This is a genomic window from Streptomyces sp. NBC_01508 (genome assembly GCF_045040315.1).
Taxonomy (GTDB): Bacteria; Actinomycetota; Actinomycetes; order Streptomycetales; family Streptomycetaceae; genus Streptomyces.
Map to the genome: position 1 here is coordinate 3,709,048 of NZ_CP109419.1, position 16,435 is coordinate 3,725,482.

The 16,435-nt window shown below is 70.7% G+C and carries 16 protein-coding genes; 10 read left to right on the forward strand and 6 right to left on the reverse strand.

What is annotated here, in order from left to right; genetic code table 11:
- Positions 1-362 precede the first annotated feature (362 nt).
- From OG700_RS16965 to OG700_RS16985, 5 genes are all read left to right on the forward strand, one after another.
- The gene (locus OG700_RS16965; protein WP_405614382.1) at positions 363-1,781 is read left to right on the forward strand and encodes a helix-turn-helix domain-containing protein; all 1,419 of its coding nucleotides are present in this window, start codon (positions 363-365) and stop codon (positions 1,779-1,781) included.
- A 530-nt stretch (positions 1,782-2,311) separates the two neighbouring features.
- Entirely contained in the window at positions 2,312-2,887 is a 576-nt protein-coding gene (locus OG700_RS16970) for a hypothetical protein (RefSeq protein ID WP_405614384.1), read from the forward strand.
- The gene (locus tag OG700_RS16975; RefSeq protein ID WP_405614386.1) at positions 2,884-3,084 is read left to right on the forward strand and encodes a hypothetical protein; all 201 of its coding nucleotides are present in this window, start codon (positions 2,884-2,886) and stop codon (positions 3,082-3,084) included. The genes OG700_RS16970 and OG700_RS16975 overlap by 4 nt, the downstream gene beginning before the upstream one ends.
- On the forward strand, positions 3,065-3,613 hold the full coding sequence (locus OG700_RS16980) for a caspase domain-containing protein (RefSeq protein WP_405614388.1): 549 nt from the start codon (positions 3,065-3,067) through the stop codon (positions 3,611-3,613). The genes OG700_RS16975 and OG700_RS16980 overlap by 20 nt, the downstream gene beginning before the upstream one ends.
- A gap of 236 nt (positions 3,614-3,849) precedes the next feature.
- Positions 3,850-6,033, forward strand: a complete 2,184-nt coding sequence (locus OG700_RS16985) for a hypothetical protein (protein WP_405614390.1) — start codon at positions 3,850-3,852, stop codon at positions 6,031-6,033.
- A gap of 595 nt (positions 6,034-6,628) precedes the next feature.
- On the opposite strand, the gene OG700_RS16990 is transcribed toward OG700_RS16985, so the two are convergent.
- Entirely contained in the window at positions 6,629-6,880 is a 252-nt protein-coding gene (locus tag OG700_RS16990; protein WP_405614392.1) for a hypothetical protein, read from the reverse strand.
- 118 nt (positions 6,881-6,998) lie between these two features.
- On the opposite strand from OG700_RS16990, the gene OG700_RS16995 reads away from it, so the two are divergent.
- Positions 6,999-7,181 carry a hypothetical protein gene (locus OG700_RS16995; RefSeq protein ID WP_405614394.1) on the forward strand — a complete coding sequence of 61 codons (183 nt, stop codon included), beginning with the start codon at positions 6,999-7,001 and terminating at the stop codon, positions 7,179-7,181.
- Between the two features lie 22 nt (positions 7,182-7,203).
- On the opposite strand, the gene OG700_RS17000 is transcribed toward OG700_RS16995, so the two are convergent.
- Together OG700_RS17000 and OG700_RS17005 are read right to left on the reverse strand one after the other, a co-directional pair.
- Positions 7,204-8,340, reverse strand: a complete 1,137-nt coding sequence (locus OG700_RS17000; RefSeq protein ID WP_405621766.1) for a serine hydrolase domain-containing protein — start codon at positions 8,338-8,340, stop codon at positions 7,204-7,206.
- A 55-nt stretch (positions 8,341-8,395) separates the two neighbouring features.
- The gene (locus OG700_RS17005) at positions 8,396-9,256 is read right to left on the reverse strand and encodes an SDR family NAD(P)-dependent oxidoreductase (RefSeq protein WP_405614396.1); all 861 of its coding nucleotides are present in this window, start codon (positions 9,254-9,256) and stop codon (positions 8,396-8,398) included.
- Positions 9,257-9,463: 207 nt separating this feature from the next.
- On the opposite strand from OG700_RS17005, the gene OG700_RS17010 reads away from it, so the two are divergent.
- Positions 9,464-10,117 carry a TetR/AcrR family transcriptional regulator gene (locus OG700_RS17010; protein ID WP_405614398.1) on the forward strand — a complete coding sequence of 218 codons (654 nt, stop codon included), beginning with the start codon at positions 9,464-9,466 and terminating at the stop codon, positions 10,115-10,117.
- On the opposite strand, the gene OG700_RS17015 is transcribed toward OG700_RS17010, so the two are convergent.
- The gene (locus tag OG700_RS17015; RefSeq protein WP_405614400.1) at positions 10,053-10,973 is read right to left on the reverse strand and encodes an alpha/beta hydrolase; all 921 of its coding nucleotides are present in this window, start codon (positions 10,971-10,973) and stop codon (positions 10,053-10,055) included. The genes OG700_RS17010 and OG700_RS17015 overlap by 65 nt on opposite strands.
- 148 nt (positions 10,974-11,121) lie before the next feature.
- Between OG700_RS17015 and OG700_RS17020 the strand changes: the two genes are divergently transcribed.
- The 3 genes from OG700_RS17020 to OG700_RS17030 all read left to right on the forward strand — a co-directional run bounded on the left by OG700_RS17020 (position 11,122) and on the right by OG700_RS17030 (position 13,979).
- Positions 11,122-11,256 (forward strand): hypothetical protein, encoded by a 135-nt coding sequence (locus OG700_RS17020; RefSeq protein WP_405614402.1) that lies wholly within the window; start codon positions 11,122-11,124, stop codon positions 11,254-11,256.
- Positions 11,253-13,094, forward strand: coding sequence for a prolyl oligopeptidase family serine peptidase (locus OG700_RS17025; RefSeq protein WP_405614404.1), 1,842 nt, complete (start codon positions 11,253-11,255; stop codon positions 13,092-13,094). Before OG700_RS17020 ends, OG700_RS17025 begins: the two co-directional genes overlap by 4 nt.
- A 126-nt stretch (positions 13,095-13,220) precedes the next feature.
- A complete protein-coding gene (locus OG700_RS17030) occupies positions 13,221-13,979 on the forward strand; it encodes an SURF1 family protein (protein ID WP_405614406.1) in 759 nt (252 codons plus the stop codon).
- A gap of 314 nt (positions 13,980-14,293) precedes the next feature.
- On the opposite strand, the gene OG700_RS17035 is transcribed toward OG700_RS17030, so the two are convergent.
- Together OG700_RS17035 and OG700_RS17040 are read right to left on the reverse strand one after the other, a co-directional pair.
- The gene (locus tag OG700_RS17035) at positions 14,294-15,457 is read right to left on the reverse strand and encodes a hypothetical protein (RefSeq protein ID WP_405614408.1); all 1,164 of its coding nucleotides are present in this window, start codon (positions 15,455-15,457) and stop codon (positions 14,294-14,296) included.
- A 110-nt stretch (positions 15,458-15,567) separates the two neighbouring features.
- Positions 15,568-16,230 (reverse strand): SigE family RNA polymerase sigma factor, encoded by a 663-nt coding sequence (locus OG700_RS17040; RefSeq protein ID WP_405614410.1) that lies wholly within the window; start codon positions 16,228-16,230, stop codon positions 15,568-15,570.
- Positions 16,231-16,435: the final 205 nt, after the last annotated feature.

Here is a 16,435-nt window from a genome sequence, read left to right on the forward strand (position 1 = left end):
CATGCGCCTCGCCGGAGGCGACGGGATGCACGGCTTGGTGCCGGGACTTACGAACCGCCGCCGGGCGGGGGCGGAGTCGGGATCGGACCCGGCGGGGGCGGCGGCGGGGGCGGAGAAGGCGGCTGTGGCATGTCGGAACACTCCTTCGACCAGGGGTGAGCCCAGCGCAGAGCTGCGGAAACCGGACAGTGCTGTGCGGGGAGTTCTCTGTGCACTCACAGACTGGGAAAAAGCGTGGGGGAAACCCATCCGACGGCCCTATAGGACAGCCCTCTGGCGCCCCGCCCAAAGCCCTGACAGGGGGTCACGGTGGCTCTACTCTGAGGCGAGGTCATGCCGCCGCCCCGGAAGGGGAGATCACCGTGCGCAGCCATTCCCAGCTAGTCGTTCCCGTCGATCTGTGGGATCACGAGAAGGCGCGACGAGCCCTCGCAGCGCGCGACCTCGCCGCCGTGATCAAGCACTTCCGGCAGTACACGGGCGCCAGCCAGACCACTGTGGGCTCCCTCGCCGGGCTCGCACAGTCCGACGTCAGCGCGATCGAACGGGGTGTGCGCCAAGTCCAGAGCGTCGACGTCCTGATGCGGATCGCCGAAGGACTCGCTATCCCACTTTCCCTCCTGGGCCTTGCCGACGAGAGCGGCAGTGCTGATCCCCCGGCTCGCCACAACGCGCCCGCCCCGCTGCCGCCTGCCGCTATGGTGACCGAAGCCGAGCTGGAGGACGATGTGCGACGTCGGGAACTGATGGCTGGAGCGCTGGGACTCGGCGCCAGTCTGACCGCCGGGGCCGACTCCGATGCTGCTGCGGCAGAACAGGCCGCCCAGAACCCGGCCGCCGCCGTGGAACGAGCCCTGTTCGAGCCGGCCACCGGACGACCGACGAGCCTGAGCGATCTCGCCGACGGACTCACGACAGCCCGCGAGATGTTCTCCGGCGCCCGCTACGCCGCCCTCGGCGGCGCCCTTCCCTCACTGATTGCCACGGCGGAGGCGACCCGGGACGCCGCCACCGGCCACGCGCGGGAGCGCGCCCAGGCAGCCGTTGCCCGCGCCTACGTCCTGGCCACCGAACTCGCCGTCAAGCAGCACTCCGAGGCCGCTTGGGCCACTGCGGACCGTGCGCTCATCGCGGCACGGGCCAGTGGTGACCCGCGGCCCCTCAGCGACGCCGCTCGGGTCCTGGCCATCACCATGCGCCGTGCCGGCCGCAGCTCGGCCGCCGTCGACTTCCTGGCCCGTACGGCGACGTCGCTAGTCGTGGGGAAGGACGGCCCGCAGGCCGACACCCTGGCCGCCCGCGCCTGTCTGCTCATGACCGCCGCCTACACGGCCGCGTCCGGGGGCCGCCGCAGCACCGCGCTCGACCTGCTCCAGGAGGCGGAGGAGACTGCCGACCGTATCCCCGTCGATCGGAGCGGAAAGCCCGTAGGTCTCTTCACGATCTCGGCTAGTCCTGCCGAGGTCTCGATGTACCGGATCAGCAGCCTCACGGTCCTCGGCACACCCGACGACGCCGTTCCGTACGTCCGCCGCGTCGAGCCCTCTCAGTTGGCGAACACGGAAAGGGTCGCGCGCTACCTCACGGACACGGCCCGCATGTGGCACCAGCTCGGCGACGGGCGCCGCACTTTCAGCGCGCTGCGAGCCATCGAGCACACCGCACCCGAAGAAGTCCGGCGGCCCGCGATCCGCACGCTCACAGCCGATCTCCTGTACCGGCCGGGCAGCCTGGCCGGTCTGCGTGAGTTCGCTTTGCGCACGGGTGCCGTGGCGGCCTGACGTGTTCCTCACCATGGGCAGGACAGTCGTGTTGCACGAGCCCGTGACCTGCGGATACTTCTCGGGTACTTCTGCCGAATCTGGATGTCAACTGGATGTGATCTTGAAGGAGCGAGAGGGGAGGGAACGGTGTCTCATCGGTTAGTGAGAAGTCAATCGGTCGAGAAACGGCCCTGCCGAAACCCCTTTGACCTCGGCCTTTGCGGGCTTACAGTGCAGGTCGGAGCCTTGCGGGCCGGACCCAGATTTGCCAACTGCCCTAATTCGGGACGAAGAGGTCGTGGGTTCAAATCCCGCCACCCCGACAGTAAAACGCCAGGTCAGGCCCGGTACTGAGAGATCAGTTCCGGGCCTGATGTGCGTTGTGGCCCCGTTTTGGGAGCCATTTGGGAGCCAACTGGGTGTGGACTTCAAGATCCGGCTCCCAACGAGGGGCGTTCCGCGTTCGAGCGCGCTGTTCGCTGCGTGCGCCCCGGAAGGGTCAGCCCACAGCTTGTGCCGAGGCGACCACAGACGGTACGACGTTCGCCATGTACCCATGGTCTCCGTTAAACGGCCGGCAGCTCGCACTCCTCGCCCGCATCGGGGACGGAACCGACCCCGTCACGTCGGACAGCCCCGAGCTCGCTCCTACAGTCCGCGCGCTCAAGGAGCGGCGCCTGGTCACCATGCCCAGGCAGGGTGGGAAGTGGCAGGCGGAGATCACCGATGCGGGACGCTTCTTCCTGGAGCACGGCCATCACCCGGACCGGCCGGAGCCGGCTCAGCGCAAGCAGCGGCTGGCGGATCCCGAGCAACGGACGCGAACGGCCCCTTCACCGCAGAAGCAAGCGGCAGCCCCATCTACGACGAAGCCGGCGCCGCAGCGGGCCGCCAAGCCCTCGCAGCCGTCGCCGGCGGAAGTCGGCGCCGCGTCCCAGGTCCTGATCACCCTGATCAAGGAATGGTGTGCCAAGGAGCGGCACCGCAAGGTCGCGGTCACCATCGCGGGCGATTCCATCGAGATCACCGGGCGCCCGGACACCGCACGGGAACGCATGGTCCGCGAGTTCCCGGACCGAGTCGCCGGCGATGACGCCTCCGAACCGGATGACGGCACGGCGTGACCCGTCTGCACAAGCGCCGGGCCCATCTGATCGGCAACGAGCACTACGACGAGGGGCACTTCCTGTCGCCGGCCTCTGTCCGAGCGGACGTATGGGGGCTCGGACAGGTCCTGAAGCACCGCAGCATCGGCAACTTCGTCTCCGTCCAGACCGTGTCCGACTCTCACCGCCGACGGCATGCGGGCGGCCATCGGTGAGTTTCTTCAGGATCGCGACGAGGACGAACTCGCGCTCGTGTACGTCTCCGGGCACGGCGTGCGGACGGTGCGTGACGGCGGCGAATTCCACTTCGTCGTCAAGGACACCGGCTCCGACCGGGTAGCCGCGACCGGCGTCAGCGCCGGGTTCCTCAACGATGCGCTGGAGGAATGCGCCGCCCCGCAGAAGATCGTGATGATCGACTGCTGTCGCAGCGGCGGATTCGCCGTGGGTCTGCGTACATCGGACCGACGGCCCGACAGCTCCGTGTCGAAGTCCGGCGAGCAGCCCCCGCTGACCAGTAGGGGCGTGTACGTGTTGTCGTCCTCGCGGGCCGGGGAGGACTCGTTCGCGGACCAGCGGCCGTCAGGTGCCGGTGCACTCCGCGCACGGCGTCGACGGCCGCATCGTCATCGCGCAGCCGTCCGCGCACGTCATCCAGCCCGAGCGCGGTCTCCAAGCTCTCGTTGGCCGCACCGAACGCTTGCAGGATCGCCCCGTACGGCTCCGCCCGGTCGCCCGTGGTGAACCGGAACATGTCCGGCAATACCCTGCGCATGCGCGTCCCCCCTCCTCCGGCAGCGAACAGGTGCTCTACCCTTGCTCAACCGTAGGGGCAGCCACTGACAACGGAGCCCGAAAGGGCGGGTTCACCGGACAAGCGGACGACTCGTCCGGGCGCCGCCGTAGGGGATGCGATCCTCCGAACCTCGCAGTGGGAAACCCGAATGCGTCGGCTCGTGCTGCTCTGGGATCATTCCCGGATGGTTCACCGTCTCGAATCCCTGGTCATCCGGCACACCAACCGCCTCCCCGCCCCCTCCGGACCCGCCGGACAGGGCAGTGTCGCGGCGCGGCAGTTCGACGCCGCGTTGATGTCCGTGGGGTTCAAGCTGTCGGCGGGTCTGCTGGAGCGGCTGTCGGGGCTGGGCGAGGAGACGGTTGTCGAGACCGCCGCGCGCACTCTGGAGACCGTCCGGGAGATGACCGGCGATCACGTCCAGCACAACGTGTACTTCGTCGACTTCCCGGCCAACGTGCCGGACACGCTCGACTTCTGGGTACGGTGCGTCACCGAGGCCCTTGCCGACGACGCGTCGCGCGACCGCGTGCTCGCGCAGCTCCGTACCGGCGTGCTCAACCTGCTGGCCCTCCCGTCGTACGGCACCTACCAGCACACGTACGCCGAAATGCTCGCCGTTCAGGACGAGTTGATCGCCGCCGCGGGTGACCGCTTGACGGTCCTGCACCTGGGGGACGCCCTGGATGCCGAGGTCAGTTCCCTGTACGGGGCGCTGGCCGGGAGCACCACCCCGCTGGGTGACGAGGGCCTGCTCGACCTGGCGGTGCTCGCCGCGCACTGTGCGGACGGTCCGCAGCCCGAGGCGATCCCGGTCCGGGAGAACCGCGCCGTCGTCAACCGGGCCCGCCTCGGTGTGGGTGCGGACCTGCTCCTGGACACCGTCACCGATGTGCTCCGTCTGGCCTGCGCGCTGTCGGACGGCGATGTGACACTCCTGGGGCCGACCCGGTTCCGGTCGCCGTCCCGCTCGGTCCGCCGCGGCCTGCTCGCCGGCCTCGACTCCGTCGTGGCCGAGGCACCCGCGAAGCTCGCCGATGTGGGCGCGCATCGCGAGGCGTGGAAGCGCCTCGGCGAGCGCCTGCACGCGCACGAGTACCGGGCGCGCTGGCCGCATGCCGCCGACGTGTTCGCCGTCGCCCGGGGCGAGAAGGAGGCCCGGACCTTCGACAGCCGCGTCGAGAAACTGCTCGGCGCGGGCGACGTCGTCGGGGCGGCGCGGTTGCTGACGTCCGCTCCGGGCAAGCTGTTCCGGTCCCTGGACCGCCTGCTGCGCATTTGCCCCACCCAGGGCGAGCGTGACGCGGTGGTCACCGCCGCAAAGCGAGTCGCCCCGCAGGTCTCCGGCCGGGTCCTGCTGTCCGTGCGCGAGCACTTCCGCAACCGTGGCGGGGAAGGGGTGGAGGGCGCCGGGCGACGCGTCTTCGTCAACCGCCTCGGCCGCGCCTGGGTCACCCCCGACACCCGCCCTGCGGTGCCCGCGCCCGAGCGCGAGCGCCTGGTCGCCGCGCTGGACACGGAGATACGCCGCCGCCTGCCGGACCCCGGGCATCTGCTGATCGACCCGGACGTCCTGGACGTCGCGCTCCCGCTCAGCGGCAAGGCGACGGCCGCCGGCCTCGGCGTGCTGCCCCGCGGCTCACTCTCCCCGGTCGACGGGGAACTGCTGCGGTTCTTCGTCCACTGGAAGCAGACCGGACGCCCGACCGACTACGACCTGTCGGCGCTGATGCTGGATGCCTCGTACGAGTCAGCCGGCTGGCTGTCGTACACCTCCCTCACCCTGGTCGAGGGCGAGCACTCCGGTGACATCACCAACGCACCCGAAGGAGCCTCGGAGTTCATCAACCTGCGCCTGGGCGCCGTGTCCGGCGACTTCATCGTCCCGCAGGTCAACATCTACTCGGGCGAGGGCTTCGAGGAGGTCGAGGAGTCGTTCTTCGGCTTCATGCTGCGCGACTCCGAACAGCTGGGCCGCCCCTTCGAGCCCCGCACCGTACGTATGAAGTCGGAGCTGCGCGGCCCGGGAAGGGTCGCGCTGCCGCTGGCGTTCGTCCGCGGCGACGACGGCCGCTGGCGCGCGAAGTGGCTGCACCTCTACCTCAAGGGCAGCCCCAACTTCAACCGGGTCGAGGAGAACCGGATGTCGGTCGCCCAACTGCTGCGCGGCATCATCGAGCGCGACCAGCTCACCGTCCGGTACCTCACCGACCTGATGGCCGACCGCGCCGCGGCCACCACGCTGTGGGACGGGACGACGGTCCCGGACGGCCCCGTCACCTACATCGGCCTGGAACGCCCGGACGGACTGCACCCCGACTCGCTGATCATCACGCCGGAAAATCTGCGTGCCCTGATCCCCAGCTGACTGCTAGCGTTACCCGTGGCGAGGCCATGAACGGGCTTCCTTCTCCCTCTCTGATGAAGCTAGTCCGTTCGCTTTCCTCGCCCTCGACGAAGCCGGGGTGCCATTGGCACCCCGGCTTCGTCGTCCTGTACGGGTCATCGAACCGGTCCGACCTCGCGCTCCCCCGGCAGCCGGATCCCGCCGCCGCGCCTCCTGTGCCCGTCGCGGGGCTGGTCCACCAGCCGCCACGCCACGCCCCCCGTACGCGGAGCAGTGATCGTACGAGGATCGGCAATGGGCTGAACGGGGCGCGCGGCTGAGGGAGTTCGTCCCCGCCCGGCAGCCACGCGACCTGCCCTTCTGGCGTTCGACGGGTCTCGCCGACACGATGAACACATGTTCCTGAACAGTTGTTCATTACGTACGAGGAGGAGGACGAATGACAGATGTGTCCGTGCCCGGACTGACCAAACGGTTCGGTCGGGTCCACGCGGTGCGGGACGTGAGGTGGGGGTGCCCAGGGCTTCGGTGAGTTGGGTGAGGGCCTGGCTGTCGGCGATGCCCAGGGCGAGTTCGGCGACCGTGTTGGCCGTTGCCGGGGCCGCCACATAGCAGGTCACCGGGGGGTGCGGGCGGGGTCCGAGGGGAGGCGGGGTGGTCGCGGACCGGGAGGCCGGTCGGGGTCTCCAGGTGGGCCAGTTCGCCGCTCGCCCGTAGCCAGCGGCCCGCCGTCGGGGTGAGGGTGGACCGCGACCCGCCAGCCGCGGTCCACCGCCGGTTCGACCAGGCCGGTGCGGAGCGACTTCACCCCGCCGGCCGCCGACGCCACCACGCCCAGGACGCCGCGGGCCGTACGCGCTTCGCTCATCGCCCCAGTGTCGCAGGACTGGCGACACCCTTCCGGGGAACACGGTCGGCAACGGCCCAACCACCATCATTCCGGGCTTGGTTGGCCATCCACCGACAGGAACGACAGGAGAGAGCAAATGCTCGCAATAGCGGCGGCTGTGGTCTTTTTCATCGCCTTCATCATCAACGCCACCAACACGTCGACCGAGGTCATCTTCGGTACGACGAGTCTGATGCTCGTCGGATTCACCCTCGTCGCCCTCCACTTGGGCGGCGTCGGGGCCGGATGGCAGGCGCGGGGGCGCGGTCGGCGGCGTTGACGCGGTCGGCGGCGTTGAGCGGCTACCGCGACGCGTGGCGCCAGAAGTCGCGCAGCAGCGGGGACGGGACCGGGCCCGCCTCCAGTTGTGTCAGCAGGATGGTCACCGAGCCCGTGGACGGCGTGATGTGGGCCGCCGTGCCGGTTCCGCCGACCCAGCCGTAGCGGCCCGGTACGTTCCAGGGGTCGATCTTCTCGACATCCACCGAGCCGCCGAAACCCCAGCCCTGGCCCTCCAGGAACAGGGTGCTCGCGTCGCGCTGGGGACGGGTGAGGTGGTCCGTGGTCATCTGTCGCACGGACGCCGGTGACAGCAGTGCCCGGTCGCCCGCCCTGCCGTCCGCTCTGCCGTCCGCGAGGAGCATCCTGGCGAAGGCGTGCCAGTCGGCGACGGTCGACACGAGGCCGCCCGCGCCGGACGGGAAGGGCGGCACCGTGCTCCACTGGCCGTCGGGGGCGTCGATCAGTTCGAGGCCGCCCGTCTCGTCGGTCCGGTAGTAGGGGGGCACCCGGTCGCGGTTGCCGGCCGGCACCTCGAATCCCGTGTCCACCATGCCGAGCGGTTCGAACAACCGCTCCGCCAGGAACTCCGGCAGCGACCGGCCCGTCACCCTCGCGATCAGCACACCGAGGATGTCCGATCCGATGTTGTACAGCCAGGCCTCGCCCGGCTGGTGCAGCAGCGGGATACGGGACAGCGCCGCCATCCACGCGTCCGGCTCGGCGATGTGCTGCGGCTGCGGAGGACCCTGCTTCAGCTCGCTGAACAGCGGTGCGACTGCGGGCAGTGAGAAGTCGGACGGGAAGCCGTGCCCCGAACGGAAGGTGAGCAGATCGAACACGGTGATCGCCCGGACGGCCGGCACCACGTCGTCCAGCGGGGCGGCGGGTGTCCGGACGACCATCGGTGCCGCCAGCTCGGGCAGCCACCGGCCGACCGAATCGTCCAGCGCGATACGGCCGTCCTCGACCAGCATCATGACCGCCGCGGCGACGACCGGCTTGGTGAGGGAGGCGATACGGAAGATCGAGTCCCTGGTCAGCGGGGTGGTGCCGGCGGCATCGGCCGAGCCGACCTCCGCCAGCTCGATACGGTCGCCCCGAGCCACCAGCGCCACGGCGCCCGGCAGCGGTCCCTCACTCACGTGCGCCGCGAGCATGTCGCGCAGATTGGTCGCCTCAGTGGCGTTGGTCGTGTCGGTCGCTTTCACACATTCACCTTTTCGCGTTCTCGGGGGTGCTGCTACCGGAGCGGTCCGGCGGGGAATCCGGGCGCTTGCGCAGGCGCAGTGATGTCCAGCTCGCGTCGGCCGTCCAGCCGCCGTCGACCGGCAGGGCGGTGCCGTTCACGAAGCCGCTGCGCGCCGGGTCCGCCAGGAACGCCACCGCCTGGGCGATGTCGTCGGGCGCGGCGAACCGCCCCATCGGCACCCGTTCCACGATGTCCTCGTCCGTGTAACCGCCGGACGCCTGGTCGGCGGCGTCCATCTCCGTCTTCACCCAGCCCGGACAGACCGCGTTGACCCGCACGCCCCGGCCTCCCCACTCCCCCGCCAGCGTGCGCGTGAGTCCGATCAGGCCGTGCTTGCTCGCGTTGTACGCCGCGCGGTCGGAGACTCCGTGCAGCCCGGCGATCGACGCGATGTTGACGATCGAGCCGCCGCCCGCGGCCAGCATCAGCCGCCCCACCGCACGGGACAGCAGGAACGGGCCGGTGAGATTCACGTCCAGGACCCGCCGCCACTGGTCGGCCGTGGTCTCCTCGGCCGGGACGAGCAGGGAGACACCCGCGTTGTTGACGAGCGCGTCGACCCGGCCGAAGCGCTCCCGGACCTGGTCGGCGAGCCCGGACACGTACGCCTCCGACGCGATGTCCCCGACCACGGCCACCGCGTCCGCCCCGGTCGCGCGGACGGCGGCGAGCGTGTCCACCGGGGCCACGATGTCGGCCAGGACCAGCGCGTACCCCTCCGCGGCCAGCACCTCGGCCACCCGGCGGCCGATGCCCTGCGCGACCCCCGTCACCACGGCGACGCATCCCGTGCCGCTTCCGATCTCCGGCATGTGATCAGTCATGTGGTCAGTACCGCTCGACCAGTTGCTCGCGGCCCGCCGGAGGCTCGTACGGCGAACGACGGCCAGTCGCGGGCATCCGCAGCGGTCCAGTAGGTCTCCACCGTTCTCCGAAGCTCGGTCATACGCAGAGTCTGCACCGTGCCACTGACAATCGGCCGTCGTCGCAAGTAATGACCGCACGGTCGTCCGGTTAGTACACTGGGGCGGATGACAGCTACGAGCACCGACGGACGCATCGCCCGGGGGAACCAGACCCGTCAACTGATCCTGAAGCACACCGTCCGGATCGCCTCGGTCGAAGGTCTCGGGGGCCTGTCGCTCGGCCGGCTGGCCGGTGAGCTGAAGCTGAGCAAGAGCGGGGTGTTCGCCCTGTTCGGCTCCAAGGAGGAGCTTCAGCTCGCCACCGTGCGCGCCGCCGCCAAGGTCTACATCGACCATGTCGTACGGCCCGTTCTGGAGCTGCCCGCCGGGCTCGACCGGATCCGGCGGCTGTGCGACGGCTGGCTCACCTACTCCGAGAACCGGGTCTTCCCCGGCGGCTGCTTCTTCTACACGGTCACGGCCGAGTACGACGCACGCGAGGGCAAGGTCCACGACGCCGTGGCGCAGGCGCGCCTCGACTGGGCCGCCTTCGTGGCGCGGAACATCGAGGAGGCCGAGCAGGCGGGCGAGGTCAAGGACGGCACCGACGTCCCCCAGCTCACCTTCGAGGTCGTGTCGCTCCTCGAAGGCGCCAACGCGGAGTCCGTCCTGCACGACGACTTCAGCTGTTACGCGAAGGCCGCCACGGCGATCCTCAACCGGCTGCGGTCTGTCGCGACGGATCCGGCACTGCTGCCGGACGCCCCGACGTCTCGCTGACCACGAAGTCCCGCACCGACGCGGCGACTTCGCGGTCGCCGAGGATACGTCGGTGGCCGAGCCCACGCGTGACGACCAGCGTCGCCCGGTCGCCGAGCGCGGCGGCGAAAGCGCGCGATTCGGCGGGGTCGACCATGTCGTCGTGCTCGTCGTGGACGACGAGGATTGGTAGTGGGACCGGCTGCGCGACCGTACGCGGGAGCGCGAACCGCGACCAGATGTCCCCCTCGCCGGGGAACAACTCCCGCTCGACACGCCCCCGAAGCTCACGGTTCAGCCGCGCCCGCAGTCCCAGCCCCGCGCAGAACCGGTCCACCAGATAGGCGAAGTCCGGCACACCGCTGATCGCCACGATCCGCTCCGGCCGCACCCCGCGCTCCTGGACGGCGACGAACGTCGCGGTGACGCCGAGCGAGTGCGCCACGACCATCTCGAACGGTCCGAGTTCCGCGTCCAGCGCCGCGATGATGTCGCGCAGATCGAGGATCGTCATCGTCTCGCCGGTGGCCTCACCGTGGCCGGGCGCGTCGAAGGTGACCGGGCTGAGGCCGAGGTCCAGCAGCTCGGACACGAGCGTGGCGAAGCGCGAGCCGCGCGACTCCCAGCCGTGCACCAGCAGCACGGGCCGCTCGCCCGTGCCCCACCGGTAGCTGACAGCCTTCGCGACGATCTTCTCTCCGCCGACGGCGATCCCGCCGACCTCGGCCCGGTCCATCACCGGGCGCTCGTCGGACCGCAGGCGGCTGCGACCGCGCGGGGTGCGGAAGAGACGGAAGGCGGCCTTGCCGGCGAGCCTCGGCGAAAAGTAGGACACACCGTTCAGGGCGGTGCGGACGGCTGTCACGGCGAGATCCATGCCACGTTCTCCTCGGTCATCGGTCATCGGTCATCGGTCATCGGCCGGTGGTCGGTGGTCGGTGGTCGGTGGTCGGTGGTCGAAGCCAAGACGTTAGCACGATCGTTCGGGTAGTTTTCTTTGGAAACTGAACGTACGATCGTGCGGCATGGGACCCAATCAGCGCTTCAAGGACGAGCTGGACACCCTCATCGACGATCAACTCCTCCCGGCGGAAGAGGACCGCGAGGACCGCCGAGACCCCCCGGCGGTCCGCCCCGAACCAGCAGAATGGAGTCCATGACTGAGAAGAACGATCACCAGCCCCACGCCCCAACGGCGCCCGACGCGGCGCCCGACTGGGAGAAGCGTTTCCGGGCGCCCCGCGTCTCGCTCCCCGACTGGGCCGAGGACGCGCCCGACCGCGCGCTGTTCGTGTCCAATGCGACGGGTACGTACGAGCTGTACGCGTGGGACCGCGCCACCGGCGCCCAACGGCAGGTCACCGACCGCCCGAACGGCACCATGGACGGCGTGCTGACCCCCGACGGCCGGTGGATCTGGTGGTTCAACGACACCGACGGCGACGAGTTCGGCGTCTGGATGCGGCAGCCGTTCGAGAGCGGTGGCGCCGCCGGGACCGGCGCCGGGACCGCCGACGAGGCCGCGACGCCCGGCATCGACGCCGCGTACCCCAGCGGGCTCGCGCTCGGACGGGACGGCACGGCGGTCGTCGGCTGCTCGACCGACGAGGACGGCTCCACGATCCATGTCCTGCCCGCCGGCGGCGCCCCGGTCGAGATCTACCGGCACCGCGAGTCGGCCGGCGTCGGTGACCTGTCGCACGACGGGACGCTCGTCGCCGTCGAGCACACCGAGCACGGCGACGCGATGCACTCCGCGCTGCGCGTGGTCCGCCTCGACGGCACGGCGGTCGCCGAGCTGGACGACACCAAGGGCGGCGAGGTCGAACTGGGCCTGTCCGTCCTCGGTTTCGCGCCGGTCGACGGCGACACCCGCCTCCTCGTCGGCCACCAGCGGCGCGGTCGCTGGGAGCCGATCGTGTGGGACGTGGCGACGGGCGAGGAGACCGATCTGGCGATCGAGCTGCCCGGAGACGTATCGGCCGAGTGGTATCCGGACGGGTCCGCGCTGCTGATCGTGCACAGCTACGAGGCGCGCAGCGAGCTGCGGCGCTACGACTTCGCGCGGCGCGAGCTGATCGAGGTCGAGACGCCCGCCGGGACGGTGTCGAGCGCGACGGCCAGGCCGGACGGCTCGGTGGAGTACCTGTGGTCGTCGGCGGCCCACCCGCCCGTGGTGCGGTCCACATCGGGCGACGTCGTGCTCGACCCGCCGGGGGCGAAGGCGCCCGGGTCCGTGCCGGTGACCGACGTATGGGTGGACGGGCCCGGCGGCCGGATCCACGCGCTGGTGCAGCGGCCTGCGGGCGAGGGTCCGTTCCCGACGGTCTTCGAGATCCACGGCGGGCCGACCGCGCACGACAGGGACTCCTTCACAGCGGGGCCGGCGGCCTGGGTGGACCACGGCTACGCGGTCGTACGGGTCAACTACCGCGGCTCCACCGGCTACGGCCGCGAGTGGACCGACGCGCTCAAGCACCGCGTCGGCCTGATCGAGCTTGAGGACGTCGCGGCCGTGCGCGCGTGGGCGGTGTCGTCGGGCCTCGCGGACCCGGCGAAGCTTGTGCTGTCCGGCGGCTCGTGGGGCGGCTATCTGACGCTGCTCGGCCTCGGCACCCAGCCGGACGTGTGGGCGGCGGGGCTGGCGGCCGTACCGGTGGCCGACTACGTCACCGCCTACCACGACGAGATGGAGGCGCTGAAGTCGATGGACCGCACGCTGCTCGGGGGTACGCCGGAGGAGGTCCCGGAGCGGTACGAGGCGTCGTCACCGCTGACGTACGTCGACGCGGTGCGCGCGCCCGTCTACATCTCGGCCGGCCTGAACGACCCGCGCTGCCCGATCCAGCAGGTGGAGAACTACGTCAACCGCCTGGCGGCGCGCGGGGCGACGCACGAGGTGTACCGGTACGACGCCGGGCACGGGTCCCTCGTGGTCGAGGAGCGGATCAAGCAGGTCGGTCTGGAACTGGACTTCGCGCGGCGGCACCTCGCGTAGAGGCTCGCGCGTCCGGGTCCTCAAGCGCCGGACGGGCGGCGAACAACCCGTCCGGCGCCTGGGTGCGGGGGGCCTGAGGCCGACCCGCCCCCAGGCCCCCCGCACCCGCTGCGTACCGTATGAGGGGTGTACCGGTTCCTGCTGACGCCCCGGTGGTGGGGCATCAATGTCTTCGTGCTGCTGGCCATCCCCTTCTGCATCTTCATGGGGACCTGGCAGCTCGGCCGTTTCGAGGACCGCGTCGACTCGCACCGCAGCGCGGAGGCCGCGCCCGAACCGGGCAAGCGGGCCACCGCGCCGCTCGCGGAGCTGCTGCCGGTCGACCAGGAGACCTCCGGCCGGCACGCCACGGCGAGCGGTACGTACGGGGACCAACTCCTCGTGCCGAAACGGGAGTTGGACGACAAGTCCGGCTCGTACGTACTGGCGCTCCTGCGCACCGACAGCGGCCGGGCGCTGCCCGTCGTACGCGGCTGGCTGCCGGCCGGTGAGGCCGTACCTCCCGCCCCGAAGGGCGAGGTCACCGTCACCGGCGCGCTCCAGGCGCCGGAGAACGCGGGCACCGACGGCGTCGACTCCCGCGGCGGGCTGCCGAACGGGCAGGTCGGCATCATCAGCGGGGCGTCGCTGGTCAACCTCGTACCGTACGAGGTGTACGACGCGTGGGTCACGCTCACCGAGGCCGAGCCGGGGACCGGGCTGACGCCCGTACCGGCCCGGGCGCCGCAGGGCAGCGGGCTCGACCTGAAGGCGTTCCAGAACCTCGGGTACACGGGCGAGTGGTTCGTCTTCGTGGCGTTCGTGCTCTTCATGTGGTTCCGGCTGTTCCGACGCGAGACCGAGGCGATCCAGGACCGGGCGCTGGGGCTCGAAACAGCCGCGTAGCGCCGTCCGGCGGGGGTGGGTGGGTGCGGGGCGGTGCGTGTCACCCGGGTCCGGTGGGCCGGTTCGTCCTCAAACGCCGGACGGGCTGAGATGGTGCCGCCCCGGTGGGTGGTGTCCTCAATCGCCGGACGGGCTTGAAATACCCGCCGGGCCGGACCGAGACAACTCCGCCCGGCCAGTGGTGTCCTCAAACGCCGGACCGGCTTGAAATACCCGCCGGGCCGGACCGAGACAACTCCGCCCGGCCAGTGGTGTCCTCAAACGCCGGACAGGCTTGAAATACCCGCCGGGCCGGACCGAGATGCCCGGTGGTGTTACGAGGCTTCCAGTACGCCCGTGCGGTAGATCGTGCCCGCGCACGCGTTGTCGATCGTCGTCGTCGCCGGCTCCGAGCCGGGCTCCGGGGTGTGTACGACCTCGATGCTGCCGTCCTCCGCCCCGTCGTCCTTGCCGAGCTGCGGCACCGTCTCGACCGGTGTGGATCCCGTGCCGTTCGTCGCACCGCCCGAGCCGCCCTCCGTGGGCGAGGGGTTCGGTGACGGTTCGCCGGTCGGACAGGTGTCCGTGGGTACCCAGGCGAACATCACCTCGTACGCCCCCGAGGGTTCGAGCACCAGCGCGCTCGCCTCCTGCGACGGGTCGGGCAGGCCGCTCGCGGCGTCACCCGGGGTGTGGTCCACCACTTCGATCTTGCTCGGGTCGGCGGCGCCCGTCGTCTGGAAGCCGACGGATCCGTTGCCGCTGACGTAGCAGTCGGTCCCGGAGATGTTGGAGATGCGGAAGCTGCCGTACACCGTGCCGTCTGCCTGCGGTTCGCCCGAGTTGGCCCGCACGTCGAGCTGGCTCGCGTCACAGACCTCCGCGGCGGTCGTGAAGCTGCTCTCCGGGTCCCTGCCGACGCCGCCCGTCGTACCGCCCGTGGTCCCTCCGGCGCCGGTCTCGGGCGAGTCCTTGTCGCCGGAGTCGCCCTGCCCGCCGTCCGTCTTGTCCGCGGAGGCGGCGCCGTCCTTGTCACCGTCTTTCGGGCCGCCGTCGGAGCCGGTGCCGCCCTGGACCTGCTCCCCGTGGCCCACGTTGAAGGACTTGCCGCCCGAGGCGCCGCCGCTGCTCGCGACGTGCACGAGGGCGGGGACCGCCGTACCGAACAGCAGCGCCGCCGCCGCGACGCCGACGATCGCCTGGCGCTTGCGCGCCCGTCTCGCCGGTACGGCCCTGCGCAGGTGGTCGAGGGCCCCGTCGGAGGGTGCGATCTCCTGGACCGCGCCGTGCAGGAGGCGGCGCAGCGCCAGCTCGTCGACATCGTCGCCTTCGGCGTCGGCGTGGGTGCCGCCGTCCGTCCCGGCACCCGTTCCCGCGCCTCCGAAGATCGCCGCGAGAGGCTGTGTCACATCGGCCTGGCCGCCCGCCCGAGGGGCACCGCCGCCGTCGGCCACACTGTGGAGTTCTCCGCCCGGTTCTTCTTCCGGCCCGTTGTTCACAGTTCCATTTCCAGTCGACTCGCCCGTCGGACCGTCCGGCCCTTCCGGCCTTTCGTGGTCTTGATCATGCTCGTGCCCGCTCGCGCCGTGCCCGTTCACGCCGTGCCCGTTCATGCCGTGGCCTCCATGGCGATACGCAGCGCCGCGATGCCCCGCGAGCCGTACGCCTTCACCGAGCCCAGGGATATGCCGAGCGTCTCGGAGACCTGCGCCTCCGTCATGTCCGCGAAGTAGCGCAGCACCAGCACTTCGCGCTGGCGGCGCTGGAGACCGCGCATGGCTTTGATCAGCGCGTCGCGCTCCAGGAGGTCGTACGCGCCTTCCTCGGCGCTCGCCATGTCGGGCATCGGTTTCGACAGCAGCTTGAGCCCGAGGATGCGGCGGCGCAGCGCGGAGCGCGACAGGTTCACGACCGTCTGGCGCAGATACGCCAGGGTCTTCTCCGGTTCGCGGACGCGATTGCGCGCCGAGTGCACGCGGATGAACGCTTCCTGTACGACGTCCTCGCAGGAGGCCGTGTCGTCCAGGAGCAGTGCCGCGAGGCCGAGCAGTGAGCGGTAGTGCTGTCGGTAGGTCTCGGTCAGGTGGTCGACGGTGGTACCGGCTGCCATCGCGTCGTCAGCGCCCTCGCGCCGGTCCGAGATACCGGCCGGGCGCGCCGCTGGCATGGGAGCGATCACCGGCATACCACCGGGCCTGCGGGGTCGACGGGTCGGCCGCACCGAAGTGCCGCGAACCGGGACGACCGCTGTGAAATCGAGAACCTCTGCCACGCCTGTTGGACACGGTTCCCCCGCCCAGGGTTGTACGCGTTCGTCACCGCATTTGACGATGCACCAATTGCCCTCATGCGTACCCGATCTCCCCCACATGCCCCATTTGCCCACGGCACCGCAGAGGGGCGACCGCTTAGACGCTTCCGGTCAACCGGCGGTTGCGGAAAGTCGAGTGAGTATCGTCCGCCACCGGAACACCCCA